We start from the raw sequence: 26,283 nt of genomic DNA, 5'->3' as shown, positions 1-26,283 counted from the left end.
TTCTCGCCGTGTCCGTTCTTCTTGCCATCAACGCGATGGCACAAGGAGGGACGGTGGACACTGGAACTGTGGCAGGCGCGGGCGTGCCAGATGCCAATGGCAATGTGACGCTCGGACAGTGCGCGGACGTCGGCGGTACATTCAACTTCGCCCTCTGCAGCAACGCATCGGTGGTGGTCCAGGCGTCCGGCACCGATGGGACCAACAACACGCTCATCGGCGGCACGCTGACTGCCTCCGGCAGCAATAACATCCTGCTTGGGCAGAACATCAGCTCCCTGGTGAATTCTGGCAGCACCACGGCCGACTGGAACGTGCTCGTCGGTAACAACATCAACGTCCAAGGGTTCGCCAATACCGGCCTTGGCAACGGGGTCCTGAGTTCGGGTCTTGCTGGCTACTCAACCGCTCTCGGGTGGGAAGCACTGAACGGGAGTACCGGCGGCAGCTATAACGTCGCCGTCGGCGTCCGCGCTGGCTATCAGGCAAAGAACGTCCAGATCTCCGACATCATCGGCTCGAATGCAGCGAACAACGCCCAGAGCGTTAGCGCAAGCACTGTCATCGGGTTCCAGGCAGGCTCCGGAGCGCCAAACATCTCGTCCAGCCAGATCATTGGCTCGGGGGCGGGCGTGGCGTCGAACGTGTCTCTGTCCCAGCTGATTGGTCTCAATGCTGGGCAGATGGGCCAGTTCACGAACAGCGTCGTCATCGGGTCGAGCGCCGGGCTGTACGGCACCGCGAGCTACTCGGTTCTCATCGGCGGGAACGCCAGGGTATCGAACGGATCGAATGCCACCGTCATCGGCTACAACGCGGCAACCGGTGACGGTGCCACTGATGGAACTGCGGTCGGCGCGGGCGCAAAGGCAGGCACAAACGGATCAAACGCGTTCGGCATGAACGCACAGGCTTCGGGCTACCAGTCGGGCGCGCTGGGTTACCAGGCATCTACGTCGGGCTATCAGAGCACCGCCATCGGAGCCTGGTCTAACGATGACGGCCGCAACAACGTAGTCTCCATCGGCTCGTCTATGCAGGACCGTCAGTTGATTCATGTCGCTGCGGGCAAGCAGGACACTGACGCGGTGAACGTCGCGCAGATGAATGCTGCTATCGCTGCGAATCCCGGGTTTACCCAGTACGGCTGGAACGTGATCGCGGGTTACTGCGGGCCACTCGGCAACTTCAGTGCTGGATTCAATTTCGCCGTGTGCTCTGGTGCGACGACAATCCGCCCGGGCGGCAATACCACTGGGAACAACAACACGGTTGTGGGATGGGGCGCTGTTACCGGCGAATCGAACCTCGCCATTGGCACCAATGTCGCGATTGGGACGGAGGGTGCAGGGTCCAAGCAGAACGTCGCCATTGGCGACAATATTTCCATTGATCCGTTTGCGGATAACAACACCATTGTTGGCCAGAAGGCGTACTCAAAGTTGCTGGGTGGCAACAACACTGCCATCGGTAGTGGCGTGCTTGCTGGTGCCACCACGATGCAGGACCCCTGGGGAAGTAGCGGCGGAATTACAGCGCTGGGAACGAACGCCGGCAACGGAGCGGCGAAGGTCGTCGATTCAACTCTCGTCGGCTACCAAGTGGCGATGGGTGCGACAACGCTGAGTCTCAGCGACGTGATCGGCTACCAGGCGGGCCAAGGGACATCAGCGAACCAGAGCCAGTTGCTTGGTACCAATGCCGGCGCGCGGGGCACCTTCGACAGCGCTGTTGTCATTGGCAACGGCGCTGCAACGAACGCCACCAGCAACAACAGTGTGTTAGTGGGCTCTGTTGCCGGCGGCAACATGATCGGTGACTTGAATGTTGCTGTAGGCCAGAGGGCGGGCTTCGGGGTGAACGCGAATAAGGCGATCATGGTCGGGCAGGGCACCTACGTTGAGCCAGGCGGCGACGGTGGCGTCTCAATTGGATACCAGGCCCACACGGGTTGGCAGGGCGTAGCGCTTGGTGCTCAGGCTTCTGGCGCCGGAGGTGGTGTCGCAATCGGTGGCCAAGCCACTGCGGCCGGCGGCGGAGTGGCCATAGGCGGTGGCTCGAGCGACGGAGGGGAAAGCTCCGTCGTGTCTTTCGGCAACAAGGATATGCAGCGCCGCTTGATCAACGTCTCCGACGGCACGGGGCAGTACGACGCGGTGAATCTGCATCAGCTGCAGACTGCGCTGGCCAACGTGAGCGATCCCAACGCCGTGCATTACGACGATGCAACCCGGGCGACGGTCACGCTCGCGGGTCCTATGGGCAGCCGCCTTACGAATGTCGCAGCGGGCGCGCTGGCAGCCAATAGCGTTGACGGGGTAAACGGCGGCCAGATCTATGGCTCTCTTACGTCGCTTGCGACCGTCATTGGCGGTGGCGCAGCGGTCAAGCCGGATGGCACGATTTTCGCGCCTAGCTATTCGATAGGCGGGACACCGCATGGTGACGTGGGTTCCGCGCTGGGGGCTCTCGACGAGGCGAACACCGCAAACGCAGCCGCGATTGCTGGCCAAGCGACGAGCATAACCGGCATGGGCGCTCGCGTGAGCGAACTCGGCCAGACCGTTAGGTCATTGCAAGGCAACGCGAGCGACCTAGCAGCAGCGCTCGGCGGCGGAGCTACTGTCGATGCCAACGCCACGCTCTCCGCACCGACCTACACCGTGCAAGGCACCGGTTACCACGATGTCGGGTCGTCGCTGTCGGCGCTTGACTCGAGCCTCACCGCTAACAAGGGTGACATCGGCCGGTTGCAATCTGACCTCGCGACAATCAACGGCAAGCTCGACGGAACGTCGGTTGGCCTGGTCCAGCAGCGCGCACCGGGTGCCAACCTGACAGTCGGGTCAGCCACAGATGGAACAAGCGTTGATTTCTCCGGCAGCGCCGGGGCACGCGTCCTCACCGGTATCGCGGCAGGCGCCTTTAGCTCCGGAAGCACGGACGCAATCAACGGCGGGCAGGCCTACAACTCGGCTGCGTCGATTGCCACCGTCCTCGGTGGCGGCGCAGCGGTCAGAGCGGACGGGACGCTAAGTGGCCCCTCGTACACCATTCAGGGAGCAGCTGCGTCGTCTGTTGGCGAAGCGCTGGGCAAGGTAGACGCGGCGCTCACCACCAATGCGGACGCCATCAGCACTCAGGCGAGCGGACTGTCGTCGCTTTCGGGCCGCGTCTCCCACGTCGAAGCAGATGTGTCGGCAATCAACACGCAGCTTGCTGGTTCGGGTATCGGCATTGTCCGGCAGTCCGCTGCTGGGGAGCCTATTACAGTTGGCGCAGGAATCGACGGTGCCGTCGTGAGCGTCGCTGGGACAGCGGGCGACCGAACGGTCACGGGCGTCGCGTCCGGCGCCGTGACGTCATCGAGCACAGATGCCGTGAATGGCTCGCAGCTCCATGCGACCAATATCAACTTGGCCGCTACGCAGACATCAATCGCGGGTGTGGTCCGGGATCTCAGCAGCCTGCAGAGCAGCTCGCTCCAGTTTGATTCGGTTGGTAGCGTCTTCGACGCCACACATGCTGGTGCGGACACACGAATCACACATGTCGCCGCCGGCATGGACGACACCGACGTGGCCAACGTCGGTCAGGTCCGTCAGGCGGCAGCAAATACGGTTCAGTACGCCGATGCGTCGCACTCCGCCATTTCGTTTGGCAACGTGGGGACGTCCGTCCGTCTGACAAACGTTGCAGATGGACAAGCACCGAGCGATGCAGTGAATCGCTCACAGCTTGATGCTGTAGCGAGCATGGTGGGATCCGGGTCCACGCTCGGCGTTGGGTACACGGACGCGGGAAAGGGGCGAGTCGAGCTGGGCGGAAAGGTCGGCACCGTCATTGGCAACGTAGCCGCTGGTACCGCCACGACAGACGCCGTGAACCTTGGCCAACTCTTGTCGGTGCAGCAGACGGCGGGCTACAGCCTCAGCAGCATCGGTGAATGGCTTGGCGGCGGAGCATCCATTGGGTTCGGCACCTTTGTCCCTCCGAGCTATCGCTTGCAAGGTCAGACATACAACAACGTTGCCGACGCTCTGTCCGCCATCGACACCGTCCTGTCTCGCAACAGCAACCGCCTGGGTGCGATGGAGAGCTCGCTCGCCGCTGGTTCGTCGATTGGAGATACCGGAACTCCGGCAAAGACTCAGCCGAATACGAACGCGGTAGCTGTCGGTGGAAGTTCTTCCGCGAATGGCATGAACGCCACGGCTCTTGGTTCTTCAAGCTTCGCCGCGGGCAATGGCGATACCGCCGTAGGAAGTGAGGCTAATGTTGCAGCTGACTACTCCACCGCCGTGGGGAGCAATGCTCAGATCAAGGCCGTGGCGGACCACTCCGTTGCGGTCGGTGCTAACACGACGGTCAACGCCGATCACTCGGTGGCTGTGGGCGAGGGCGCAACGGTCGACGCACAGAATGCCGTGGCGGTCGGCAGTGGGTCTGTCGCCAATCGCGCCAACACCGTCTCTGTAGGTGCCTCTGGCGCCGAGCGCGCGATCACAAACGTTGCCGCCGGTACCGCGACGACAGATGCCGCGAACGTCGGCCAGGTGGACGCAGCGGTGCAGCAGGCCATCAACACCGCTAACGGCTACACGAACCAGCAGATGACAAATCTGCAGTCCGGACTGAACACGTTTGCGCGCTCGGTTGACGACCGATTCCGTGACATGAAGATCCAAGTGAACCGCAGTGGAGCGATGGCCACCGCCATGTCGCAGATGGGAGCCGCATCTGCCAGCGCAACGGGCAACGGCCGCCTCGCAGCTGGTGTGGGCTACCAAGGTGGTAAGTCCGCAGTGGCAGTCGGCTACGCAACGTCTGTAGGCGACAAGGTGCACATCAACTTCGGTGGTGCCGCGACGGCAGGCATGACCACGGTCGGTGCAGGTATCGGCGTCGACCTGTGATTTTCACAGTGACGGTCGTGCAGAACCAGACGTGGTTTTGGACGGCCCCGTTTCGCGTGAGAGCTTCAAGACGTGGGCAGGACGCCCTGCCGGCAAAAGCTCCACGCCAGCGAATACAGGAAGTAGAGGAAGCGCATCCCAAGGGATCGGGATACGTCGAGCGTTCGAGGCAGGAGCTGCGACGCAAGACGGAGCAAGGAGCGGCGCATGTGTCCAAGGAGGGCCGACTGGAAATTCCGATCGCGTTGAGAAGGACTGCGGCGCGATCGCATCACCGCTACTCACCCAGGACCGGGATGAGGGCAATCAGCAAACCACAAAGGGGATTTACCATGAATCTGATCCGCGGCCTCCTCCTCGCCGTTGCACTCATCTCTCTCGGCGGCTGTGCCGCCGGCTCAGTGGCCATCAGCAAGCGCAACCTGGACGTCCAGAACAAGATGTCCGAAACCGTCTTCCTGACGCCGTCGGCAACCAAGACGGTCTACGTCGACGTGCGCAACACCTCTGACAAGCCGAACTTCAATTTCGGCGCGCAGCTGAAGGCCTCGCTGCAGGGTCGAGGCTATACGCTGGTGGATGACCCCGAAGCTGCCCAGTACCAGTTGCAGGCAAACATCCTGCAGGTTGGCCAGGTGAGCCAGACCGCAGCCCAGGCTGCCACGGTGACCGGCTTCGGCAGCCCGCTGGATGGTGCCATCGCTGGCGCGGCCACGGCGGCAGCACTGAATGGCAATCTGAGCGGCCGTAGCATCGGCGCGGTGGGCATCGCAGCGGGTGCCGCAGATTTTATCGCCAGCAATATGGTGAAGGATGTCTACTTCTCCGCAGTCGTCGATGTGCAGGTGTCCGAGCGCACCAAGGGCCCGGTGCACGTCAACGGTGAGCAGAACCTCAAGCAGGGCACCTCAGGCGGCGACCGCGTCACCTACGACGAGCAGACGAACTACAAGCGCTACCGTACCCGCGTCATCTCCACGGCCAACAAGGTTAACTTGAAGTGGGACGAGGCAGAGCCGGTCGTCCTCGGCGGGCTGACGCAGAGCATCAGCGGCCTGTTCTGATCGGGAAGCGGAGCAATTGCGAGCGAAGGTGAGAGATTCCTCGCTGCAACAGCAACTTACTCCGCTCGCCGTGACTTTCAACGATACCGTTTTTGCAGCGCTGTTCCCCCTGTCCTCAGTGCTGCAAATCTGCCCGGGCCGCGTTCGCGCCGCCCGGGCTTTCTTTTTGCGTGAGGCTCACAGATGCGTCTGTTGAAGTCGTTTCTTGATCTCCTCTTAGCCCGACCTCCCCACACGAGAGCTCTTGAGCCAAAGTACGACACGCGAGGGTGGCCCGGCGTTCGCGGTAGGCCGATCCTGTTTTGTGACTGGGACGGCGTGTTGCACCATAACCAATCGGGCACGTTCTGCTGGTTGCCCGAGCTGCACACCGTCCTTGAGGCGTGTCCGTGGTTGGACGTCGTGCTGTCGACGAACTGGCGCACAGGAAGCCGGTCGTACCTCCTGCAGCAGCTCGACATGAATGGCGTGGACACCGCGCATCTGGCCGAGCGCGTGCGCGACGTGACTGGCCCTGAGCTTAGCGGGGCCTATGCGAGACATGACGAGGTCCTGGCATTCGCGCGCTCGCGCGGCGTGGAGCGATTTGTTGCGCTCGACGATGCTCCTTTTCCAGAGAGCTGCGACTGGTTGTTCCGGACAGATCCGAATGAAGGGATTGGAGGTAAGCGCTGCGGCGAGCTGATCGCCTTTCTCCAGCAGAGACTGGCACCCCGATAGAGACGGGAAACCCCTACGCAATACGAGGTCCTTTCGAACCTAGAACGCGCGTCCCGGATTCCAGAATGCACTGAATGACGGACGCGACGCAGGAGCGACAGTGCTTCAGTTCTTGAGGAAGATGCTTGGCAAGGGCAGTGGGCCCTCAGCCCCGCCGGTAGCAGCAGCGCCTAACCCAAATCAGCCAGCCGGGCCTGCGAGCGCGGTGCAAGCCACGGGTGCGCCGCCCACCGGGGCTACGCCCTCTGCGGCAACAAACACCCTCGCTCCGGCGGTCCCCGCGTCGACCGCGCCGCTGTTCAACGGCCAGCCGATCCCGACATATCCAGACGTCGGGCTTGCGGTTCCTTCGGCTCCCCCTGAGGTGCTGGTGGCAAGCCAGCAAGGTCTGGTCGACGATCTGCACCGAACCTCGGGCCTCTCGCACGAAGAGTTCAAGCGCATCTTTCTGCCGGCGGTATATGAGTACGCACGATACGTGCACCTTCTCCCGGCCTCGGAAACCCATCACCACTACGGTCAGGGCGGCCTGTTTCGACACGGTCTGGAATGTGCGTTCTATGCGGCGCTGAAGTGCGAGTCAGCGGTCTTTGCGCTCGATCACCCCCCGGTCGTTCGCAAGCAGCTGGAGCCGCGTTGGCGTATCGCCGCGATGCTCGGTGCGATGATTCACGATATGGGCAAGCCCATCGTCGACGTGGGCGCGCTGGATGCCAGCGGGAACTTGAGTTGGAACCCGCACACCTCGTCGCTGTACGACTGGCTCCAAGCTCACAATCTTCCTTACTACAACATCCATTGGCGCCCGGGCGCGCGTCATAAGCGCCATGAAGCGTTCACCGGCGCGCTCGTCTACCGGATCTTCCCTCAGGTCACTTTGGATTGGCTCGGCGCGCATCATGGTCAGGAAGCGATCGATGCCATGCTCATGGCGTTGAACGGTGGCGTAGACCCTCGCAACCCTCTCTGCGCAATTATCAAAGCCGCCGACAGTGCGAGTGTTGAGCGCGACATCAAGGAATCCCGCAAGCGCCAGGCGTCGGCCGGCATGGGTGGGTCCCGTGGCCTGGCTGCACGAGTCGTGCGCACGATCCACGATCAGATCGAGAGCGGCGACTGGGTCATCAACGACATCGACAGCGGGATCTACATGACCACGGAAGGTGTCGTGGCCGTGTATCCGGGCGTGCTGGCCAACGTGATCGGCCTCCTGAAGGATGCGGGCGAGACGTCCTTGCCTACGGACGTGCAGAAGATCGTGACCGTCCTCTTGGACCACGGGATGGTGCGCCCGAACATCATGCCGGACGGTCGCCAGTATCAGAACTGGAATCTGGGTATCCAGATCGAGGATCGCGGCAAGACGAGCATTGCGCCGGTCCTCGGCGTCGTGTTCGCTCGCGATGAGGTCATCCCCAGTTCCATCGTGCAGCCGAAGGCACTGCTGGTCGACGTGCTTGATCCGCAGGGCAAAGTCATCTCTAACGGCGGCGTGTCCGTCGGCGCACCGAAGGCCCCTCCAGCAGCACCCGCACCGGCGTCCGCTGTGCAGCCCGCGCCGGATGCGGTGGCCGCCGGCACAGACCCTGCCACTGCGGAGCCAAACCAAACCCAAGCCGGAGCGACTACACAGTCCAGTGCCGACACGGCCGTCGCGCCCGAGCCGAGCACGAAGGCGCTGGCAGCAGATGCTGTCCCCGGTGACCCGCCTCGTGACCGGTGGGGCTCCATCATTGCAGGCGGCGCGCCCATTCCCGGCGCGGCCGGAACGCCGCTCCCTGACGTGGCCACCGCGTCGGCTTCGTCGCCTTCTCCTGGCGAAATGGCAAGGGATGCACCCGCACGGGAGAGTAAGCGCTCAAATGCGGCGACGCCTAAAGTCGCGCAGGGCGCGAGCGCGGCTGCCCCAGACGACGATGGCATCCCCGGTGAACGCGCACTCCCACCTCAGCTGACCTTCGACAGCGAGCCAGAAGACAGCGACGACGACCTGCCGCAGCAAGGGAGCGCTGGGACCACCGAAGTAGGTGACCAGGGTGAACTCCGGGACCGTCGCATGGAGCGCGACCTGCGCGATGAGGAAGTCCGGCAGGCGCAGGCTCGGGCCGCGCGTACCGACTGGCCGCCTGCAACGCCGGAGCTGGCGCGAGCGTGGTTCGAGAAGTCCGACAACTTGGCCGCCGGCATCTACATCCTCGCGCTGGCTGACCGCATCCGCGATGGGTCGCTGAAGGAGGGCACGCACGTCTTCGAAGAGGGCGGCCACCTCCACATTGCCTATCCGGCGGCTATCAACAACCTGGGCATTCCGCCAGGCGACCTGACCAAGCTGCTCGAGAAGAAGGGCTGGATGGTGCGTGACGCGAAGTTTGCGACCCGAAGCACCGTGCCGCTGCAGGTCGGCAACCAGACCGTCAATGTCATTCGGCTGTCTGAAGAGGTCACGGAAGCGATGCGACTCCTGCTGCCCATTGCCGTTCAGACCTCCAAGGGGCTTCAAGCCGGCGTGCTCCCGCTGGGTCCGTACATTCCCGCGACGGTGGCAGCGCTCATCAAGAACCCAAGGGCAATGGAGCCATCCGACGGCCCTCATCTCCGACTTGCATTCGATGACTTCATGGGTGAGCACCTGGAGCGGAACCAGGTGCTGGTAGATGACATCACGCCGAAGGAATGGCGCGCGCTGCTCAAGCAGTTCTCCAAGCAGCACGACTTTGTCGGGACGATCTTCCAGCTCCACATGCAGGCGACGGCCGACGAAAACGCATACCTGATCGACTCGCGCGGCGGCAATGCCATGACCTCGCCCTCGTCGGTACCCCTGACCAAGAATCCGAGCTGGGATCGCGAGCTCGATATGCGCGCCGCCGCAGCCAACGTCGCGGTGAAGGAGCTGAATGCATGAGCGCAGCCGTATTTCGCTTTGAAGATCCCTTCCGCCCGGTCTACGAGTACTACTCGACCGCGGCGTGGGGCGCAGCCCTTGCCATCATGGGCTTGATGGGGGCGACGTCCGACATTCGCTCGCCGGCGTTTGTCGCATTCGCCTCGTTCTGCCTGATGATGCTCATCGTGCGCGGCCGGAAAGCCTTGCGCCGGTACCGACAACAGAAGTTCCTCGCCGGCGTGGGCGTCACCTTCCAGTCGCGCCAGGAACTAAACGACCGCGTCGCGTTGAGTCAGCGCACAATCTTCCTGGGCTACGGGTTTGATTGGACCCAAGCCGAGTGCCAGCTGACGCACATGCTTAGGCGGCAGGATCCGCAGCGCCTGTCGGCACCAGACCAGCCTGCCGATGCCTTCATGGGTCAACCATGGATCCACGGCATCGGCATGGAGCGCGAACGCCCCATCGAGATCCCGCTCGACCACACGGCTGGCCACATCCTTCTCGTGGGCACGACGCGCGCCGGCAAGAGCCGAATGCTCGACACCATCATTCACCAGGCCGTGGCACGCGGCGAGGCGGTGCTGATCTGGGATCCGAAGGGAGACAAGGGTCTGGCCGAGTCCGCGCTGCAGGCCTGCCACCTGCAGGGCCGTCCGACCGACTTCGTCTTCTTCCACCCTGCTTTCCCGGAAACCAGCTGGCGCATCGATCCGCTCAAGAACTTCAACCGCGCGACGGAGCTGGCCACGCGCATCGCGTCGCTTATCCCATCGGAGACCGGTGCGGACCCGTTCACCGCGCACTCGTGGATGATCCTCACGAACCTGATCGAAGGTCTGCTGCTGATCAACTCCAAGCCGACGCTTCGCCTCCTGAAGCGCTTCGTCGACAGCGGACCGGACTGGCTGGTCGTGCGCGCGTGCGAAGCCTACTTCGACAAGCACGTTCCCAACTGGCGAGAGGACGTTAAGGGATACACCAAGAAGGCCAAGGGCACGGACGATCTCAACGTCGCGATCGCGTACGCTGCCTTCTACAAGGCCTTGGTGCAAAAGACGGCGCCGTCCGGCGTGCTTGAAGGCCTCATCAGTGACCTTGAGCACGACAAAGCCCATCAGCAGAAGATGACGGCTAGCCTTACCCCTGTGCTCACGATGCTCACGGCAGGCACGCTAGGTGACTTGCTGTCGCCGGATACGTCGGATCTGGACGACAAGCGCCCGATCACCAACTTCGCCAACATCATCCGCAACGGCCAGGTGTGCTACCTGGGCCTCGACTCAATGTCCGACAGCATGGTGGCCTCGGCTATCGGCTCGATGTTCATCTCCGACATGACCTCAGTCTCCGGCGATCGCTACAACTACGAAGACAATGTCGACTTCATCGAGTTCATCAAGCGCCGAGGCGAGCAGCTGGAGCGGGAGCGCTCGTCCGCCAAGCTGCGGCCGGTCACCCTCATCATCGACGAAGCGGCGGAGCTGGTGAGCGACAAGCTGATCCAGCTGCTCAACAAGGCCGGCGGCTCGGCCATCCGCCTGGTGATCGCCACCCAGACGTTCGCTGACTTCGCGGCCAAGGTCGGCAGCGAAACGAAGGCGCGCATGGTGCTCGGAAACCTCAACAACAAGATCGTCCTTCGCACCATTGACGGTGGAACCCAGGAGTACATCGCTGAGACGTTCCCGACCACGGTCGTGCGCCACATCGAGTACTCGCAGGCAACCGATGCAAAGTCCGACTCGCCGGGCGCGTTTGGCTACAAGATCACCGAGGCAATGAAGGAAACCGAAGCACCGATGGTCGCTCCGGACGTACTGGGTTGCCTTCCCAACCTCGAATTCTTCGCGCAGGTATCAGGTGGCAGGCTAGTAAAGGGCCGCATCCCCATCCTGAAAGATGCTCTCGAATTGAAGAAGGCCGCATAAGGAATGCAGAGGAACTTCATGGAAATGACCGCACCCACCTCCATCGTCCCGCCTGACGAGGCTCAGATCTTGCTCAAGCGCTCGCTGGACGTGCTCCGCATGACCGACATTGCCGCGGTCCTTTTCAGTCGTGTACCGCGCCTGCGGGACGTGGCGCTCCGGCTCGCCTGGTTCATGCCACCGCACATCGTTTATCCCTTCACGCAGAAGAGCCTCCTTAGCCATTTCCTCGAGGAAGCGATCCCCGCAGCGTCCAGGGAGGAGGGCGAGGCGGCGGCGCGCGCGTTCATCAACCTGGTGCTCGCCAACGTCAGTCGCCTGCTGGAGCTCGAGATTGCGGCCAATGGCAGACGGTGGGACCCGCGCTCGGATGCTCCCTTACAAGAATGGATTGAGATCAACGGTGAGCCGACAGTTTCGCTCCTGCAGGGGGACGGCTTCGAGCTGCAGTCGCCACGTCGCTTTGCGGCGGCGATCGCTTATCGGGTCCTCGAACCTGATGACATGCACTTGCTCGAAGCATCCGACAACGACGCACAGTACGACGTCTTCGGAGAGGTAGCGGCATGAGTTCGACAGCCACTGGCCGCGAACTCACCCTTTGGAAATGGGGGCTGATCTTCATCGCCTGCTGGACCATGGGCTACGTCTTCCTGGTCAAGGAGGACTGGCTGGTGCGCCAGGTGGAAGAGGAGAGGGCGCAGACGCGCCTGGTGCTCGGCGAGGGCGCGGCTGCGCGTGCCGAAGGCAATGCGCGCTCGGTGTGGGAGGCTACCTTTGTGCATTCCCACGTGATCGAGGCCACCTTCAAGATCATGGAGCCTGGCAAAGAGGCCGATGACACCGACGCGAAGGTCAACGGTTTCCTCAGTCCCGTTCGCGATTGGGCTGCAACTCGGCTGCGGGTCTGCTGGACTCTCCTCTATCAGCTCTTTGTTCGCATCGCGGTGGCGTCGACCTGGTGGACGTATGCGCTGGTCGTGGCCGTTCCCTTCATCATCGACGCGTTTGTGTCCCGTAAGATCAAGGCTGCAGGCTTCGGCATGACATCGCCCCACATGTACGTCCTTGGACGACACGCCATGTTCGCGATGCCCCTGTTTGCCTTCCTTCTTCTCCTCTCCCCTATCCAGCTGCCGGCGACCCTCACTCCAGTCCTGATCGTGCTGATGAGCATCGCGCTCTGGACCTCGATCTCCATGTTCGCCAAGCGCGCCTGAGAACGGCTCTCGCGGGGCGGCACGACCGAAGCTGAGATGGGCGCCGATTGGCGCCCATCGCTCTTTGTGGGTCCACGCAGACCTGCGCCGGCGTACTTGCGTGTTGCGTGGAATCGCTTCGACCATGGCCAGCGTGCTTGGCGCCGCCAGGCCACCGACCGATCGCCGGCGGCGCGCAACCCTGGCGAGTAGACCACAATTTGCTGCAGCAATAAGAAAGGCCCGTCAGTGACCTGACGAGCCTGGACGCCACACGTCGTGCTTGCCGTGCGCTAGTCGTCGTCGGAAGAGTCCGAATCGGCGGACGACGAGCACGAATCATTGTCCTGATCGCTCCAGCTGTCGCGGTCTTCGGCGGTCGTGCACTGATCGTTCAATCGGCTCTGACGGTCGTCGTCTGTAAGTGCGCTGCCTACCAGCGCCCCAGTCAGCGAACCGCCGGCGAGAGTGCCTGCGACGGCGCTGTGCGTCGCCGCGGCCACCACCATGGAGGTAGCGAAGTCCTCCCTGTTGTCATCACGCGATCGCGCCATTCCGATACGCTGCGGCGGTACCGGCTTGCGCAGCAGAGCTTCGCCGGCGTCCGCGCGGCGGTCCACAACCGTGGTGGCGGCCTCAGGCGCGGCTGTGATGGAAGGATCTCCGTCCTTGGACGCCGGCGCGGCGCCGGCCAGCAATCCTGCCTTCTCAGCGTCCGCAAGAGCGCCCGCGCCCCTCCCGAGCACGGCACCGATTGCGATGCACAAGTAGGGCAGGGCTTCAATGAAGCCGAATTCCTTAAACATGGGTAGCTCCTTGGTTGCGGCGCGCACGCGCGGTGCCCCTTAGGGCAAGAGCGTAGACACCATAGAAAGTGATGAGGATGGCCGCGACAGCCAAAGTGGACTGGGCATTGGACCAGTGCTGGTGCGCAGAGAGATCCATCCAAACGGGCTGCTCCCGCGCCGCCACGAGGAAGAACCCCCCGCACGCGAATATGTAGGGCACCTTCGCGGCGAGGCGCCGGGAGAAAGTGTGCCCGTAGGTGAAGCCAAGCGGACTAAAGATGATGCTTAGGATGAATGCCGGCGCCCCGATCACGACAGCCCCTGCAAAGGTGGCCGGCACCTGTCCGAGGATCGCCAAGGCCGCGTACCAGCCTTCCGGTTCGGGCTCGACGGGGTCGGCGGGGACTGAGCAGATGTCTCCGCGCGCGGGCAGAAGGTCGCGGATGGACCAAACACCGAGCGACGTTTCTACGAAACCCAGGCCAATGAACCCGGCAAGGCTCAACCCAACGAGGACGAGCGCCAACGGAACGGAAAGGGACGTCCGCGCCAAGACCAGGTGGGCTAGCGGCAGCACAGCTGCAGAGAAGAAGAGAAACCGTAGGGCCAAGCGACTGCGATTCATGGAACGGGCTACTCCGTGCTCGATTAGTGGATGTCGTGGTCGATGTATCGGGCGAGGGGTGCATACGTGCGCTCGAAACTCGCGTCCTTCGCAGGCATGGCGGCCTGTGTGGGAAGACCAACCGTGGCGCCGACCGCCTGCAGGTAGCGATCGATCTCACGCAGTCGCCACGCGTTCTCTGGCGATCGGTTGAGGAAAGCGGCACCGAACTGGCCAAGGTCTATTGCGATGCGTCGTGCGTGGGAGATGGGCCGGGCGATTCCGCCGTCGGCTGCAAGAGCGCGCTTGATCTCTCGCAGGTATCGCTCGGAGACGACAAGCTGAGTGCGGTACGCAGTAATTACCGCATCGCGCCGGCGAATCTCCCTACGCGAGTACCAGAGCGCGGTGCCCAGACCGGCGACAAGGATCGCGGCTGCAAGCTCAATCACCATATGGTGTCCCTCCCTGATGGCTGACGCGTCACTTCAGTCCTGCCTCTGCGATGAACCGCGTCGGTGGGGCCTTCTCGTCCACGACGTACGAAATCGTCAGGTTGAGTTTCGCTCGGGTCATGCCGACGTAAAAAAGCCGCCGCTCCTCCTCGAGGGGACTATTGGTGGAGGGAATCACGCCTTCCTCGCAGCCCATGATCCAGACGTTGGGAAACTCCAGTCCCTTCGACGAATGAAAGGTCAGCAGACGTGCGGCGCCACCTTCCTCGCGCTCTTCCTGGAGCACGGCGCGGATGCGTTGGACTAACGGTCCGCGAAGCCGACTCAGTGCCGCTGCACACGAGTCCAGTCGGGACTCATCCTTGGCAATCTCATCGGCGCGGCGCTCTTTGTCGTAGAGCTTCACGTTCGTCTTGATGTAGTTGGCGATCCCATGAAGAGCTAGGTTGATCTCGGTACCACCGAGCATCCCGGACCACTGGCGCATCAGGATTCGTAAGCGTTCGACTGGCTCCTTCGTGGACGCCTTCTTCGCCCCGTTGATGAAGCGATGCACCGCGCCTGGCTGTCTGCTCTGGCACTCCTCATGCAGCGCCTCGAGCTGCGACTCACCGACGCCGGCCCGGACAAGAACCTGGTCAAGGTCGGCCATGCTGCCGCTCGTGAGTGCGCCGCAAATGGCGAGATAGATGGCCGGGCCCCGCAGGTCCCAGAAATTGGTGCCGCCGGAACGGATGGTGGGGACGCGTCCGGCGATGTACTGCTCCAACGCCTCCAACTGAGCGTTGGTTCTCGCGAGCACAGCCCAGTCGCCGGGCGAGCCCGACGCGGCAATGGCCGTGGCAATAGCGAGCCACTCTTCCTCTTTGTCGGCACACGGCTTCACCACTGTGGAGCCTCGGGTGGTGTTCGCTGTCGTCAGCGACTTCACGACGCGCTCTTCGTTGTGCGCGATGAGAAGGGAAGCTGGCTCCATGATCTCGCGAGCGCACCGGTAGGTCGTGTCGAGACTTACGTGCGGGGCGTCGGTGAGGCGACGGAAATCCTCAAACCCGACATATCCCATCGCGTGCCGCCACTCATAGATCGACTGGTCGTCGTCACCGACTACCGTGACCTTAGTGCCCTGGCTGACGTGCTCGGCAATCCATGCGAGCTGCACTTTGTCGGTGTCCTGAAACTCGTCGACCAGCATGAACGGGGTCTTGAACGGGGCGACGCTGCCATCGCGCATGCCTCGAACGGCTTTGAGCAGGAGGTCGGCGAAGTCGGACGAGCCAGTCTGGTCAAGCAGCTCCTGGTATTTCAGGAACATGTCGACCTTTGGGTTGTTGCGCCGATCCGGGAGGAGGGGATCGACGGTGGCCTTCGTTTCCTCGACGAACGCCCGGGCATCCTCGAACGAGATGCCGTCGTCGGGGTTGATTGTCTCGCGGTACGCGCGCCGAAGGAGGTCGTTCTGGCGCATGGCGTTGATCAGCTGCACGCGTTTACGCGCCTGTTGCAGCTGCCGCTTGGCCAGCGCATGAAACGTGCCCGTGAGTAGCCGGTTCCGCGCGTTGGGCGCCTGATGCCGGATGCGGTGCTCCAGCTCCTGGGCCGACTCCGACGTGAACGTCACGGCCAGCACTTTGTTTGCCGGCGGTTCCAGCAAAAAAGCTGCTCGGTGTTCGAGCAGCTTTGTCTTTCCGGAGCCCGGGCACGCTGTCACCAGACAGTGCCCCGGCATCCTTACAGCTTGGAGCTGGGCCGGATTAAGCATCAGGCCTCAGCGCTGGCAGCCTGTCCGCGCTTGGAGGCCTTCGCGGGAGCGGGGGCGGCGTCCACCTTCGGCTCGGCCACGACCACCTCGCCATCACCGCGACGCTGCCCAGTCGCCTTGACGCGCGCGGTCTCGATGCGACTGGCATCGCGCAGCATGCGATGCTCGCGCACAGCGTTCTTGGCGCGCCGACTTTCGACGTAGATCCACCGAGAGAACGAGACCAGAAGGTTGCGGTACTCCTGAACCTTCTGGGCGCGTACCTTGCGATTGAAGTGGGCCGCAAACCACAACACGTCCAGGAGCTGGACCATTTCGTCGTAGCTCTCGACCAGCGTGGCGAAGCGCTTGGCCTCTGGCGTGTACATGGCCACCTCGTGCACGTCGATGTCACCCGAATAGCCGGCGGGCTGATCCGCGCCGATGCTGTCAACGATGATCTTCAGGCGGCCGATCTCGTCCTTGAGCTGCTTCTCGACGGTTTCGAAGCGCGTGCTGATCGCCGATTCCGCAGCGGCCATCGCGTCGATGTTGTCGGGAAGGGTGTGATAGAAGAAATACAGGGACTGCTGAGCCATGACCAAGGCCATGTGGTAGACGTAGGAGGCCTGTTCCGTCTTCAGCTCGAGCTTGTGGGTCCAGTAGGGGGTCGAATGGTCGGGACGCCACTTCGCCGCCTCTTCACGCCGACGCTTCTTAGCGGCGGTGGCGGCTTGGCGGTCGACGTTGGGGCGGGCTGGCGCAGCGGCGACGGCCGCTTCTTCTTGACTCTGGAGAACAGCGCTCACGTGGGCACTCCTTGGCTATGGTGAGGTCATTCTCAAAGCCCCTCTCGCCAACGGCCCCTCGAAACGCTCCCTTTATCGGCCATCGTTTCCGGTCCGGAGCGGACGGTCGCGCGTGAACTTGTTACGCGGCACTCACGGCGCTTGACAGCTCTCGGCACACACGCATAACCTCACCTCACCGATTTTCGAGAGTCCCATGCATTGCATGAGCGACTCACAAGTGACGAGGCCCACTTCGACTGGCCGTTCCTGTTCCTAGAGACAGGTCTTACAAGGCTCTAACGCCTCCCTCTCGATCCATCGGATCAATCCCTCTCGTCGCTTCGCCTTGTCGCGTGACGACCGTGCAGCTTTGCTGCCCTTAAGCCCGGCTCTCTGCCGGCCATACGTGTGCGAGCGTGCGCCCATTCCCACGGGAATGACGCTGCCCCCGACGTATGACATCGACCTGCGCACCCCGGACAGCTCCGGCCAAGTGTTGCGTTGGTCTAGGTGATTTCTCCCGTTTGCGAGCCCGACGTGACCTCTGGTCGCCGGTCGCCCACGCGCGAGATTCACCTCCGCAGATTTTGTCTTCGGACAGCGCGCCCTCGCGGCGACGTCTGCGCAGATTCCATTCCTCCTGGGGATGCTTTGCCATCCTCACGGATGACGCATGCATGCCCGGGAAGCTCATTCCTTCCCGAAGTGCCACGGGGAGTTGCCTTTTCTTCTACCCGCTCGGCACGGCGGGATTGGAGTTTTCCCATGCGTCGTAACAATGGTTCGTTCTGGATCGCTGACACCAACGCTCACGCTCGTACTGCTGCAGGCTCCAGCCTGTGGACCAGCCCGGCTCTCTGGGTGTTCGTTCTCACCGTTCTGCTCGTCGTCGGCGCCGCCAAGGTGCTGATTCACTCGCATCACTCTGCCGAATCCGCCGCAACCAGGAATTGCAGCGTTTCGGGTCTTGTTGCCTATGCCTCTGGCCAGACCAACAAGATCGACGCAGTCGTCGAAGCGGCCGCTACCGGTAACGTCCCGGTGGAAGCTGCAACTTGCTCGAACGACTGATAGCAGTCAGCCCGCTCCGTGGTGAATGGAATCCATTCGCCCGGAGCCGCGCTCACCGACACCTCCACGGTGACGACCAGGTTCCCACCAAAGCAGCTGCTCGCGGCTCCTTTGGTGGGGACCTGGCCCCGTTAACGATGGAGATTCCAAATGATGATGGTCACTTCGCAGAATTCCCCGCGCCGTGAAGAGTTTGCTCGCCAAAGTGCTGAAGAGCTGATCCGCACTTCGGAAGAGAGCATTGAACCGGGCGTCGTGATGCGCTGGGCGCGCCACGCGGGATTCATGGATCACCTCCGCGAACCCGCAGTGATCGCGCCGGCCGCATGACGCAAGGCGCACCGCTTGACCCAATCACCCGGTGGGACGCCACCGGGTGTTCTTCCTGGAGAGCCTGATCGGCAGGCTCTGTACGAAGAACACCCATGCACGAATCGACAGGTTTTCGTGGCAATCGCCACAAAAGGGGTCAGAGGGAGCCTTCAATTCCCCCATCAACTTCTCTTCGCCACCAGAGCTGTTCAACTGGGACGGAGCAGAGCCCAAGCCTGCCGATAAATCCAAATCAATCGTCGGGTCACCATGGAACCATCGCGGAGCAAGACTCCATGAGCGTGATTCAAGACACCAACATCCACACCGTTTCCGGCACCGTTTGGGAAGACGCCCAGTTCAAGGGATTTCCCGAAGGTTCGGCCACTCCAACCTCCTATCGCTTCAGGCTTCGCATTGGCAGTCGCAAGTTGTACCGCCGTGGCAACGACCTTCGCAGTCGCATGACCTGGTTCAACATCAAGTTCGAGGTCCCGGCTGACGGCTTTCCCTACTACAGGGACAAGCTCAAGAAGGACGCACGCATCCTCGTGTCGGGCGAGCAACTCGTCGACGAGGACGACGGCCCGGCTGGTCGTCGCTACTGGCACTTCATCCGCGCAACCACCATCAACGTTCTCGTCGAGGCGTCGGTGACCGCAGGTGAGGGCACCCAGGAACCGGCCCAGCAGGAACCGGCTCAGCAGAGCCAACAGCCTGTCCAGCACGCTCCCGTGCAGAAGGAACCGCAGCAGCGCATGCCGCCCCCGCCACGTCAAAGTGCGCAGGGTCCGGAACAGCCGTTGAAAACCTCCGCACCGTCGTTTGCAGACGCCAAGGACGATTCCGCGACGAAGAATCGTCACAAGCACATGCCCGAAAACGCCTTCGAAACCCACTTTACCGCTCGCAACTGGTAATCCACCTCTAATCCCCCGTCCGGGGTTTCTTGCATCACGTCGGGACAGGACACCGCGCCTTTGGCCGGACCCGACTGAGGAGTACACCCATGAAAATCGCCTTTGGTCCCTTCAAGGACGTCGAACCCACCGAAGATGAACTGCGTCCGATGACGGACCGACTTGGTGTCCAGATCGTGCGTGACGGCGTTCCCGTCCACATCTTCGGGGTTCATCACCGCACCCAGCGCTTCCTCGATGTGTTCGACCCTCTCAAGGGTTTCGCAGTGGAAGTGACTTCCGAGATGGGCAAGATCGAATTGCCCGATCCGGATACCTACGTGGACGATGGCAATGGCGGTCAGCGCATGGCCATCCAGCCGACGGTCCTGTTCAAGGCGTTCCTCCGGGACCCCGAGCAGCGTCTGATCGCAACCGCGGAGTTCTTGAAGATCATCAACTCAGCCTCGTCGTTCTCCGAGGGCCACTCGCAAGTGCGCGGCAAGCTCTATGAGGCACTCGGTCTTCCGGGTTCCACGTTGGGTGAAGACGCACCGCGCGGCGAGCAGAAGCAGGCACCGGCTCCGGTTGTCGGCAATGCTCACGTCAATGGCGTTTCGGCCATCTCGACGCCGGCCGAAGGCAGCCGCAACAAGCTGCCCGCTGAGGCGCAAGCTCTTCTCGAGCAGGCAAAGCAGGCAGGCGCGCAGGCTGCAACCGCACAGGCACAGAGTGACGCTCAGGTTGTTACCGAGGCTAAGGAAGCAACAGGGGACGGCAGCGACACCGCTGCATTCGAAGTCGCTGAAGCTCCGAAGGCCGACGAGACCGCATTGACGGTTGCCAAGCAGAGCCGTTCCAACGCAGCCCCCGCCAAGTCAGGCAAGGGCACCGCGAAGGACCCTGCGACGCCGGCGACCACCGACGCAACGAACGAAGCGGTCGACCAGGGCGGTAGCGCCAAGGTCGACGTCACCGCAGCGTCCGAGGCTGAAGTGGTTGTCGATGGAACCCCGACGCAAGCTCCGACACCGACGGTAGCCTCCGCCGTACCGGCCGCCATCCAAGGCGTTCCGTCTGCGCCGAAGGCCGCCAATGGCGAGGAGCTGAATGCGAATCTGCTGCGTCAAGCCCGCAACCGCGCCCAGGCAAAGGGCGTGCCCGTGCCGGACGTGTTCGATTCCGCACTTCACCTCCGAAACTTCTACAAGCAACTCTGCACCAACACCCAGGCATCTGCCGCAGCCTGATAAGGAGCTAACCATGACTACCGCCGTTGTTTCGCAAGCATCGGTAGCGTCGGTTCGGCCACCTGTCTCGGCTGAATACGATGTCTACCTGTCCCACTCCTCATCGACTCTGATGGAGAAGTGCGGCGCCGCATACGCCTACCGTTACCGTGACCGTCTCGAATCCGTGACGAGTTCCGTGAACCTTGGCTTCGGCTCCGCGTTCGACCAGGCGGTCTCCGCCTTCGTCATCGCAGACCTCTACGGCTTGTCCGTCGACGTCAACGCGGTCTTCGTCAATGCCTACAAGGAATGGGCGGCCACTCGCGTGGTCGACTTCAGCACGCGCTGGAAGGGTCACGACGACATTCTCGCGACGGGAGAGCTATTGCTCTCTCGTTTCGTTGAATGGTGGAAGGCCTCTGGCCTCAAAGTGATGGTTGACCTTCAAGGCATGCCGATCGTGCAGCGTGAGCTGCGCGTTCGCCTTCCACGGAATGTCATCTACAGCTCGATCCTCGATCTCGTTGTAATGACGCCCGACGGTGAAGTGGTGATCCTCGACGTGAAGACTCCTTCCCAGGACTCCACGGAGTTGTTCGCCCTGAACTCTGGCCAGCTCACCGGTCAGCAGTTGGTGCTCGACGCCCACAAGGAATCCTTGGGGATTACGAGCATCGACAAGGTCGGGTTCCTCAACGCCGTCAAGCGGCCGGTGCCCCAGAAGAAGGACGCTGAAGGTCCGGTTGTTGCACCGATGCATCTCGTTCCGGCACGTACGCCGGAGCAGGTGGAGGAGTATGTTCAGTCTCGCCTGTGGATCGCCGACGACATTCGCCGGAAGCGGTTCGCTCGTCGCAGCCTGGACTCATATTGCACTCCGTGCACAACCATGTGCGATTTCCATCTCTGGTGTTCCAAGCAGATTCGCGATGGCCTGCATGTCCGGCCCCCGCGTTCCCGCACAGCCTAAAAGCTTGAATTCCGCGCCCAAAAGGTGGGAATAAAGAGCCTAAAAGGCTGGATACCTGATCCACGCACCATACAACCAGCTATATCGTTCCTTTCGCCACTCTCTTTTGAGTGGCCTTTTTCGAGGGCATGCTTGATGCGCGTCTTCGAACCAGGCCATTTGACGAGGTCTTCATGACCAAGTTGCGCTTACACGACCGTTCCAATGTTCTCGGCGAAGTGGAGCCTGCATTATCGGCTTCTCTGGTCCGTTGCTTCGGCAATCATCCGGCTCCCAGCGAGGCGGATCGACAGCGTGCGACCAAAGGGTTAATGGATCTGCGTGATCAACAGCGCTGGCTGGCATGCGGCTGCCGCCCAGCAGACATCGACCCGCCACCACTTATGGCGCCACGCCTGCGCGAGGGGCAGATTCACATCTGGCGGCACGGAGCGACACCGCATGCCGACACCTGTCCCTTCTGGGTTGAGGTACTCGAGTCCGAGCGCGCGGCAACCGAAGGCGTAGATGGCGTCATGAAGCCTTGGCAAGGCCGATGGCTGCTACTCAATCAGGTAGCGCAGGACATCTCACAGAGCGCACCTGCAGCACCCTCCCAGGCTCCCCGCACTCCAAGCTCCAACGTGCCCGCAATTGCGCGCCTTCTCTTCACGGCGCTGACGGACGTGGGTTACACGACGGTGCTTCCGTCCGACGTGATCACGCGTAAGGGCCACAACGCGCTCAGCAAATCCAAGAACGCCTATGCCGGCCTGGACGTATTGCTCGATCAGCCCGTGGCGCCCGGTCTCAAGCTACGCGATGTTGGCTGCACCTTCCTGCCGGGACTGCCGAAACTGCTGCAGAACATGCCGGCGATCGCATCCCGCTTCCCGGCAGGCACACGCCCGCAAGGCCTGTTCGTCGGCATCGTGCACGAGATCGCCAAGGTGAGTCCGAACGAGACTCAGCTTGTATGGCGGGGCACCAGCGAGGACCGCGTCGCCGTGGTCAATGTCCGAGGCGCTGTGAAGCGGCCGGGGTACACGAAAGGGAATGCCGGCCCCTTCTGGGTGATTGCGCAGATTGCCCAGCCGCGCGGCGAGAAGGCCTTCAGCTTGGTTAACGCATACGCGCATCCGTGTCTGAGCAAGTCGGTGTTGTTGGCAGTCGATAGCGGACTTGAGAGGGAGACGGCCGAGAACCTGCTGTCGCTCATGACGTACTGGGCCAAGCCCGATTCCCTCAACGTAGAAGTGCAGCTGCAGACGCCGCTGTTCCCCGAGGTCCTTGCCGACGGCACCAGTTGCCATCCGGACTTCGTCCTCTGGCTCCCTGGTGGGAAGCGCCTGATCGTGGAAACTATGGGGCTCGACAAAGATCCCGACTATCTCGCGTCCAAGGCGATCACCCACCCGCGTATGAAGTCACTACCGGGCGTTGTCGGCCTGGTGGAGCACCACCCGAACGATGATCCGAACCAGTTGCGCAAAGTGCTCACGGCTGCCGTGGGCAGGGTGGTGCGATCTAGTTGACACGATATGGCGCTGTCGCTACGGTTCCATGCACGGCCACAGCGCCGAAGATTTTTCGAGTGTGTGTTCGCACCACTCAAGGTGACGAGGCCCGCCTAAACGGCCGCTCCTGTCTTCGAGACAGATCCTCAGAATGGTTTCCCATTCGATCCTCTCTCAGTGATCTCTGATCACACCTAAGCAGTCTGGCCACGCGCCGGACTTCTCAACCTTTCTCCCACCGGGAACGCATACGCCTTCCCGATGGGGTTGGTCGTGTTCGTTTTCCGGCGGGTGTCACACCTCCCCGCCGTGCCACGGGGAGCGTTCTTCTTGCACCCGACCGGCACATCGGGATGGAAACGCACACATGTCCATCAATCTCGACTTCGACCTCGCTTCGTTCCAATCCATGGACCAGGACGACTTGCTCCAGCGCCACGCGTGCCTGGAGGAAGTGATCACCGTCTTGCGCGGTGAAACACCGTCGTACCGCGACGCGAACTTCCTCCTCGACAAGGCCGAGCAGGAGCTCGTCCGCCGAGCTGCCTACGGCAAGTTCGAACTGCGTACCAAGCGAATCCGTTCCTCGATGCCCACCGCGGGCTGATAGGCGACCACCACCACCCTGACGGGAATCCCTTCCCGTTGGGGAGGGACCGTCGCCTAAAGGAACGCACCATGAAAGACATCAACAAGCGTCCCGTGCATCAGCACGAACTGTGGGACGACGGCGCCATATCTCGCCAGTTGGCGGAGGCGCTACTCAAGGTGATCTTCGGAGATCACAACGACGTCAAGAAGGGTATCCAGATCTTGGTTGACGTGGTTACCACCGACATCCGCATGGCCAAGCGCGTCATGCTGATTATGGAAGGCACGCCGATGATCATGGAGGCATGCCCAGAGCTGTACGAGAAGTGCAAAGCCCAGTGTCAACCGGGCCTAGCAAGTTCCAGACAGCACTGACTCGTTGGCTTCGGAGACGAACTGTTCGAGTAGACCGAGTGCAATTGCGTGGTCGACCCGCAGCTCAGGCGAAAGCCTGCTGCGGGCGTCCACCAAGCATTCGTTGAGTTCGAGCGCGGTGGTTGCCTGGCCAATCCATGGCCGAGCGAACGCCTTCACGACCTGCCATTCGGCATCGTCGAGGTGAATGCGTCCGTTACTAAGACGTTCCAAGGTTTCTTGCCTCCATGCAGGGCAGAGGAGCCTACCCGCCGCATCACCTTCCCACAAGCGTCGTCCAGTGTCGACCAAAGGTCGTCCGGCGCGCGCACAGGAGCACCTGAGATGCACACCAACTACCACCACGGCGACTGGGTCCCCACCAGTGACGGCAAATGGGAAGTCACCACCGAGACCACTCTGAAGCCCTTGCCGAATAGCGGCGACGCGCTGGCTACCTTCATGGCCGTGGTTGCCCGCGAAAAGGGGCGCCCGCCGTTCGCCCCGGCTTACACGCATGGTCCGTACAGCGGACCCACCGAAGCGCTGCAACATGCAGAAGCCGCCATTCACAACTGGATGGCCTTCTACGATGAGCAGGCCGGTATTCCCGAAAAAATGCCTGTTTTCGATTGACTTGGTCATTTCCAATTGCCTTTTTGGCACACCTCTCGCCACGAGAGGTCTTCCTCGCTGGTCTGCATGTCGGGCCCGCCAGAAAGACCTTTCACCGCCTGCCACGCAGGTAGCCATATCCGGGGCTCACAGCCGGGTTTACCCACGCGCCCGAGGGCTTCACGCCTTCCAGCGCGAAGTCCAACGGTGACCAACCTGAGGACGTAACCTTGATTTCCATCGAACGTAAAACCGCAATCCTGAAGTTCGACCTGCTACCTGCTCAATCGACTGTTGCGAAGTACTGGCCAGGCCGCGCCGATTCCATTGGCTATGGCGACAACGTGGTCTACCTGACTTTCTCAAAGATCGAGCAGAACGGTGTGGCGCGATGGGAGTGTGGCGAATTTGGCAGGGCCTACCTGCTGATGCGCCGTGCATGCAACCGCAGTGCTGAAACCGTGCGCGGGAATCTCCGTGTGGGCCTCTCCGAGTCCGGCGAGGTCATCCAACCGGAGGACTACATCTCCTCGCATCGCAAGAGCATCTCGGATGCCATCGAAGGGCAGGCCGCAATGGACTTGGTCCGTGGCCTGGCGCTCGCCGTGTCGTTTCGCGACGAGTTCATCTACGCTCCGGAACTGACTCACGCGTGGCTCAACCACCGTGGCGCCGCTCCAGTCGCTCACGAACTCAAGAAACACACCTGGACGGCACAACTCGGCAATCTGAGCGACGACCGCTACGAGCTTTTCGCGGACGTCTTCGGCATCGTTGAACTGGCCAGCTATCAGGACTTCTCGGCTAACGTGCTCCCGAGCTTCGCTGCTCGTTTGGACGAGGCGACCGCGTCGCCTACGATGGCTCAGTTGTTCTAAAACACCTGTAACTCAACCCACCCTCTGCGGGCACCAACTCCCGCAAAGGGGGTGTGCGCGCGGATTTCTCGCAAAGGAACCAGCACCATGAGCACGCACATCGAGTACAAGCACCTTGCCCTGTCTTTGAACATGGCAGCACTCCAGAACCTCAACGACTGCTCCGTCCCGCCGGCGATCAAAGACCAGCTGCTGCTGGTGCTGTGTGAAAGTGGAGACAGCAACTGCACGACTTTGCAGCGGGGTAGCGACGGTCGCACTCGCGAGGTTCGCTCACGCTCCTGGGGCCTCCGTGCCTTCGGCAGCGAAGACGACATCATCGAGCACATCGCCAAGGCGTCTGCGGACGCGGAGGGGATGATGATCGCCATCGGCAATATGGGCAGCAGCGGTTGCGTTTCGGCTGAGTCATACATCAGAAAATATCGGCGCACTTTGCAGCGACCCGTGGGTCACTACGACGCCCTTGTGCCGCTGATGCACTCGCTGCTGACGCTCTACGGGGCGGAGGAAGCCATTGCGGGTTCGGAGTACTTCTCCGCGCTCAAGCGGGAAGGCGCTCTCACCGCGTGCGCGTACGGCGGGTACAGCATCCGTCTGACGCCTCAGGACGATGAATGCGTTTCCATTCTTCGTCACCTGGCCATGGCCTACCAGCTCTGGAAGGACAACCCGAAGATCTGGGTTGGCTTCGAAGGTCTGGGCTACTTGGATCACTTTCTGTCCAAGTATTTCCGTCGGGCCGCCTGACCATTCACCCCACGTACCG

At 62.1% G+C, this 26,283-nt stretch carries 24 protein-coding genes; 18 read left to right on the top strand and 6 right to left on the bottom strand.

Annotated features, from left to right (window positions below; translation table 11 throughout):
• Positions 1-8 precede the first annotated feature (8 nt).
• The 7 genes from JHD67_RS06460 to JHD67_RS06430 all read left to right on the top strand — a co-directional run bounded on the left by JHD67_RS06460 (position 9) and on the right by JHD67_RS06430 (position 12,738).
• On the top strand, positions 9-4,916 hold the full coding sequence (locus JHD67_RS06460) for a YadA-like family protein (RefSeq protein ID WP_199098372.1): 4,908 nt from the start codon (positions 9-11) through the stop codon (positions 4,914-4,916).
• A gap of 332 nt (positions 4,917-5,248) precedes the next feature.
• The gene (locus JHD67_RS06455) at positions 5,249-5,980 is read left to right on the top strand and encodes a complement resistance protein TraT (RefSeq protein WP_199039814.1); all 732 of its coding nucleotides are present in this window, start codon (positions 5,249-5,251) and stop codon (positions 5,978-5,980) included.
• A gap of 183 nt (positions 5,981-6,163) precedes the next feature.
• Complete coding sequence (locus JHD67_RS06450) at positions 6,164-6,700, top strand: HAD domain-containing protein (protein WP_255556867.1); 537 nt, start codon at positions 6,164-6,166, stop codon at positions 6,698-6,700.
• A 121-nt stretch (positions 6,701-6,821) separates the two neighbouring features.
• The gene (gene mobH / locus JHD67_RS06445; protein WP_233171681.1) at positions 6,822-9,605 is read left to right on the top strand and encodes a MobH family relaxase; all 2,784 of its coding nucleotides are present in this window, start codon (positions 6,822-6,824) and stop codon (positions 9,603-9,605) included.
• Positions 9,602-11,518 (top strand): conjugative transfer system coupling protein TraD, encoded by a 1,917-nt coding sequence (gene traD / locus JHD67_RS06440; protein WP_199039795.1) that lies wholly within the window; start codon positions 9,602-9,604, stop codon positions 11,516-11,518. Before mobH ends, traD begins: the two co-directional genes overlap by 4 nt.
• Positions 11,519-11,536: 18 nt before the next feature.
• Positions 11,537-12,088, top strand: coding sequence for a hypothetical protein (locus JHD67_RS06435; protein WP_199039792.1), 552 nt, complete (start codon positions 11,537-11,539; stop codon positions 12,086-12,088).
• A complete protein-coding gene (locus tag JHD67_RS06430; RefSeq protein ID WP_199039789.1) occupies positions 12,085-12,738 on the top strand; it encodes a DUF4400 domain-containing protein in 654 nt (217 codons plus the stop codon). The genes JHD67_RS06435 and JHD67_RS06430 overlap by 4 nt, the downstream gene beginning before the upstream one ends.
• A gap of 272 nt (positions 12,739-13,010) precedes the next feature.
• Here the strand turns inward: JHD67_RS06430 and JHD67_RS06425 are convergent, their stop codons facing one another.
• From JHD67_RS06425 to JHD67_RS06405, 5 genes are read right to left on the bottom strand one after another with little or no spacing between them, the layout of a single operon-like run.
• A complete protein-coding gene (locus JHD67_RS06425) occupies positions 13,011-13,523 on the bottom strand; it encodes a hypothetical protein (protein WP_199039786.1) in 513 nt (170 codons plus the stop codon).
• Positions 13,516-14,130 (bottom strand): hypothetical protein, encoded by a 615-nt coding sequence (locus JHD67_RS06420; protein ID WP_199039784.1) that lies wholly within the window; start codon positions 14,128-14,130, stop codon positions 13,516-13,518. The genes JHD67_RS06425 and JHD67_RS06420 overlap by 8 nt, the downstream gene beginning before the upstream one ends.
• A 23-nt stretch (positions 14,131-14,153) precedes the next feature.
• A complete protein-coding gene (locus JHD67_RS06415) occupies positions 14,154-14,564 on the bottom strand; it encodes a hypothetical protein (protein ID WP_199039782.1) in 411 nt (136 codons plus the stop codon).
• Between the two features lie 28 nt (positions 14,565-14,592).
• Positions 14,593-16,326, bottom strand: coding sequence for an ATP-dependent helicase (locus tag JHD67_RS06410; protein WP_199098370.1), 1,734 nt, complete (start codon positions 16,324-16,326; stop codon positions 14,593-14,595).
• Positions 16,326-17,114 (bottom strand): hypothetical protein, encoded by a 789-nt coding sequence (locus JHD67_RS06405; RefSeq protein ID WP_199039778.1) that lies wholly within the window; start codon positions 17,112-17,114, stop codon positions 16,326-16,328. The genes JHD67_RS06410 and JHD67_RS06405 overlap by 1 nt, the downstream gene beginning before the upstream one ends.
• Positions 17,115-17,861: 747 nt before the next feature.
• Here JHD67_RS06405 and JHD67_RS06400 point away from each other — a divergent pair.
• The 8 genes from JHD67_RS06400 (at position 17,862) to JHD67_RS06365 (ending at position 24,042) form a co-directional block, all read left to right on the top strand.
• Positions 17,862-18,167, top strand: a complete 306-nt coding sequence (locus JHD67_RS06400; protein ID WP_199039776.1) for a hypothetical protein — start codon at positions 17,862-17,864, stop codon at positions 18,165-18,167.
• 150 nt (positions 18,168-18,317) lie between these two features.
• Complete coding sequence (locus tag JHD67_RS06395; RefSeq protein WP_199039774.1) at positions 18,318-18,497, top strand: hypothetical protein; 180 nt, start codon at positions 18,318-18,320, stop codon at positions 18,495-18,497.
• Between the two features lie 278 nt (positions 18,498-18,775).
• A complete protein-coding gene (locus tag JHD67_RS06390) occupies positions 18,776-19,399 on the top strand; it encodes a hypothetical protein (protein WP_199039772.1) in 624 nt (207 codons plus the stop codon).
• Between the two features lie 89 nt (positions 19,400-19,488).
• On the top strand, positions 19,489-20,628 hold the full coding sequence (locus JHD67_RS06385) for a hypothetical protein (RefSeq protein WP_199039770.1): 1,140 nt from the start codon (positions 19,489-19,491) through the stop codon (positions 20,626-20,628).
• Positions 20,629-20,641: 13 nt separating this feature from the next.
• Positions 20,642-21,580: a PD-(D/E)XK nuclease family protein gene (locus JHD67_RS06380; RefSeq protein ID WP_199039767.1), complete on the top strand. Its 939-nt coding sequence runs from the start codon at positions 20,642-20,644 to the stop codon at positions 21,578-21,580.
• Between the two features lie 173 nt (positions 21,581-21,753).
• Positions 21,754-23,094 carry a hypothetical protein gene (locus tag JHD67_RS06375; protein WP_199039764.1) on the top strand — a complete coding sequence of 447 codons (1,341 nt, stop codon included), beginning with the start codon at positions 21,754-21,756 and terminating at the stop codon, positions 23,092-23,094.
• A 349-nt stretch (positions 23,095-23,443) separates the two neighbouring features.
• Positions 23,444-23,683, top strand: coding sequence for a hypothetical protein (locus JHD67_RS06370; protein ID WP_199039761.1), 240 nt, complete (start codon positions 23,444-23,446; stop codon positions 23,681-23,683).
• A gap of 71 nt (positions 23,684-23,754) precedes the next feature.
• Positions 23,755-24,042: a hypothetical protein gene (locus JHD67_RS06365; protein ID WP_199039759.1), complete on the top strand. Its 288-nt coding sequence runs from the start codon at positions 23,755-23,757 to the stop codon at positions 24,040-24,042.
• On the opposite strand, the gene JHD67_RS06360 is transcribed toward JHD67_RS06365, so the two are convergent.
• Positions 24,019-24,255 carry a hypothetical protein gene (locus JHD67_RS06360; RefSeq protein WP_199039756.1) on the bottom strand — a complete coding sequence of 79 codons (237 nt, stop codon included), beginning with the start codon at positions 24,253-24,255 and terminating at the stop codon, positions 24,019-24,021. The two genes, JHD67_RS06365 and JHD67_RS06360, sit on opposite strands and share 24 nt — an antisense overlap.
• Positions 24,256-24,366: 111 nt before the next feature.
• Between JHD67_RS06360 and JHD67_RS06355 the strand changes: the two genes are divergently transcribed.
• The 3 genes from JHD67_RS06355 to JHD67_RS06345 all read left to right on the top strand — a co-directional run bounded on the left by JHD67_RS06355 (position 24,367) and on the right by JHD67_RS06345 (position 26,264).
• A complete protein-coding gene (locus tag JHD67_RS06355; RefSeq protein ID WP_199039753.1) occupies positions 24,367-24,657 on the top strand; it encodes a hypothetical protein in 291 nt (96 codons plus the stop codon).
• Between the two features lie 209 nt (positions 24,658-24,866).
• Entirely contained in the window at positions 24,867-25,514 is a 648-nt protein-coding gene (locus JHD67_RS06350) for a hypothetical protein (protein ID WP_199039750.1), read from the top strand.
• An 87-nt stretch (positions 25,515-25,601) separates the two neighbouring features.
• The gene (locus JHD67_RS06345) at positions 25,602-26,264 is read left to right on the top strand and encodes a hypothetical protein (protein ID WP_199039747.1); all 663 of its coding nucleotides are present in this window, start codon (positions 25,602-25,604) and stop codon (positions 26,262-26,264) included.
• Positions 26,265-26,283 lie beyond the last annotated feature (19 nt).

This window comes from Dyella sp. ASV21 (assembly GCF_016428975.1).
Taxonomy (GTDB): Bacteria; Pseudomonadota; Gammaproteobacteria; order Xanthomonadales; family Rhodanobacteraceae; genus Dyella.
This window is presented reverse-complemented; position numbering and strand designations above follow the sequence as displayed.

Excerpts from the sequence above, each read along its gene's own strand:
- JHD67_RS06385 (WP_199039770.1), top strand. The coding sequence starts at position 19,489 with ATGAAAATCGCCTTTGGTCCCTTCAAGGACGTCGAACCCACCGAAGAT.
- traD (WP_199039795.1), top strand. The coding sequence starts at position 9,602 with ATGAGCGCAGCCGTATTTCGCTTTGAAGATCCCTTCCGCCCGGTCTAC.
- JHD67_RS06435 (WP_199039792.1), top strand. The coding sequence starts at position 11,537 with ATGGAAATGACCGCACCCACCTCCATCGTCCCGCCTGACGAGGCTCAG.
- JHD67_RS06430 (WP_199039789.1), top strand. The coding sequence starts at position 12,085 with ATGAGTTCGACAGCCACTGGCCGCGAACTCACCCTTTGGAAATGGGGG.
- JHD67_RS06370 (WP_199039761.1), top strand. The coding sequence starts at position 23,444 with ATGTCCATCAATCTCGACTTCGACCTCGCTTCGTTCCAATCCATGGAC.
- JHD67_RS06415 (WP_199039782.1), bottom strand. The coding sequence starts at position 14,564 with ATGGTGATTGAGCTTGCAGCCGCGATCCTTGTCGCCGGTCTGGGCACC.
- JHD67_RS06410 (WP_199098370.1), bottom strand. The coding sequence starts at position 16,326 with ATGCTTAATCCGGCCCAGCTCCAAGCTGTAAGGATGCCGGGGCACTGT.
- JHD67_RS06355 (WP_199039753.1), top strand. The coding sequence starts at position 24,367 with ATGCACACCAACTACCACCACGGCGACTGGGTCCCCACCAGTGACGGC.
- JHD67_RS06450 (WP_255556867.1), top strand. The coding sequence starts at position 6,164 with ATGCGTCTGTTGAAGTCGTTTCTTGATCTCCTCTTAGCCCGACCTCCC.
- JHD67_RS06375 (WP_199039764.1), top strand. The coding sequence starts at position 21,754 with ATGACCAAGTTGCGCTTACACGACCGTTCCAATGTTCTCGGCGAAGTG.
- JHD67_RS06400 (WP_199039776.1), top strand. The coding sequence starts at position 17,862 with ATGCGTCGTAACAATGGTTCGTTCTGGATCGCTGACACCAACGCTCAC.
- JHD67_RS06380 (WP_199039767.1), top strand. The coding sequence starts at position 20,642 with ATGACTACCGCCGTTGTTTCGCAAGCATCGGTAGCGTCGGTTCGGCCA.
- JHD67_RS06455 (WP_199039814.1), top strand. The coding sequence starts at position 5,249 with ATGAATCTGATCCGCGGCCTCCTCCTCGCCGTTGCACTCATCTCTCTC.
- JHD67_RS06365 (WP_199039759.1), top strand. The coding sequence starts at position 23,755 with ATGAAAGACATCAACAAGCGTCCCGTGCATCAGCACGAACTGTGGGAC.
- mobH (WP_233171681.1), top strand. The coding sequence starts at position 6,822 with ATGCTTGGCAAGGGCAGTGGGCCCTCAGCCCCGCCGGTAGCAGCAGCG.
- JHD67_RS06425 (WP_199039786.1), bottom strand. The coding sequence starts at position 13,523 with ATGTTTAAGGAATTCGGCTTCATTGAAGCCCTGCCCTACTTGTGCATC.
- JHD67_RS06390 (WP_199039772.1), top strand. The coding sequence starts at position 18,776 with ATGAGCGTGATTCAAGACACCAACATCCACACCGTTTCCGGCACCGTT.
- JHD67_RS06420 (WP_199039784.1), bottom strand. The coding sequence starts at position 14,130 with ATGAATCGCAGTCGCTTGGCCCTACGGTTTCTCTTCTTCTCTGCAGCT.
- JHD67_RS06345 (WP_199039747.1), top strand. The coding sequence starts at position 25,602 with ATGAGCACGCACATCGAGTACAAGCACCTTGCCCTGTCTTTGAACATG.
- JHD67_RS06395 (WP_199039774.1), top strand. The coding sequence starts at position 18,318 with ATGATGATGGTCACTTCGCAGAATTCCCCGCGCCGTGAAGAGTTTGCT.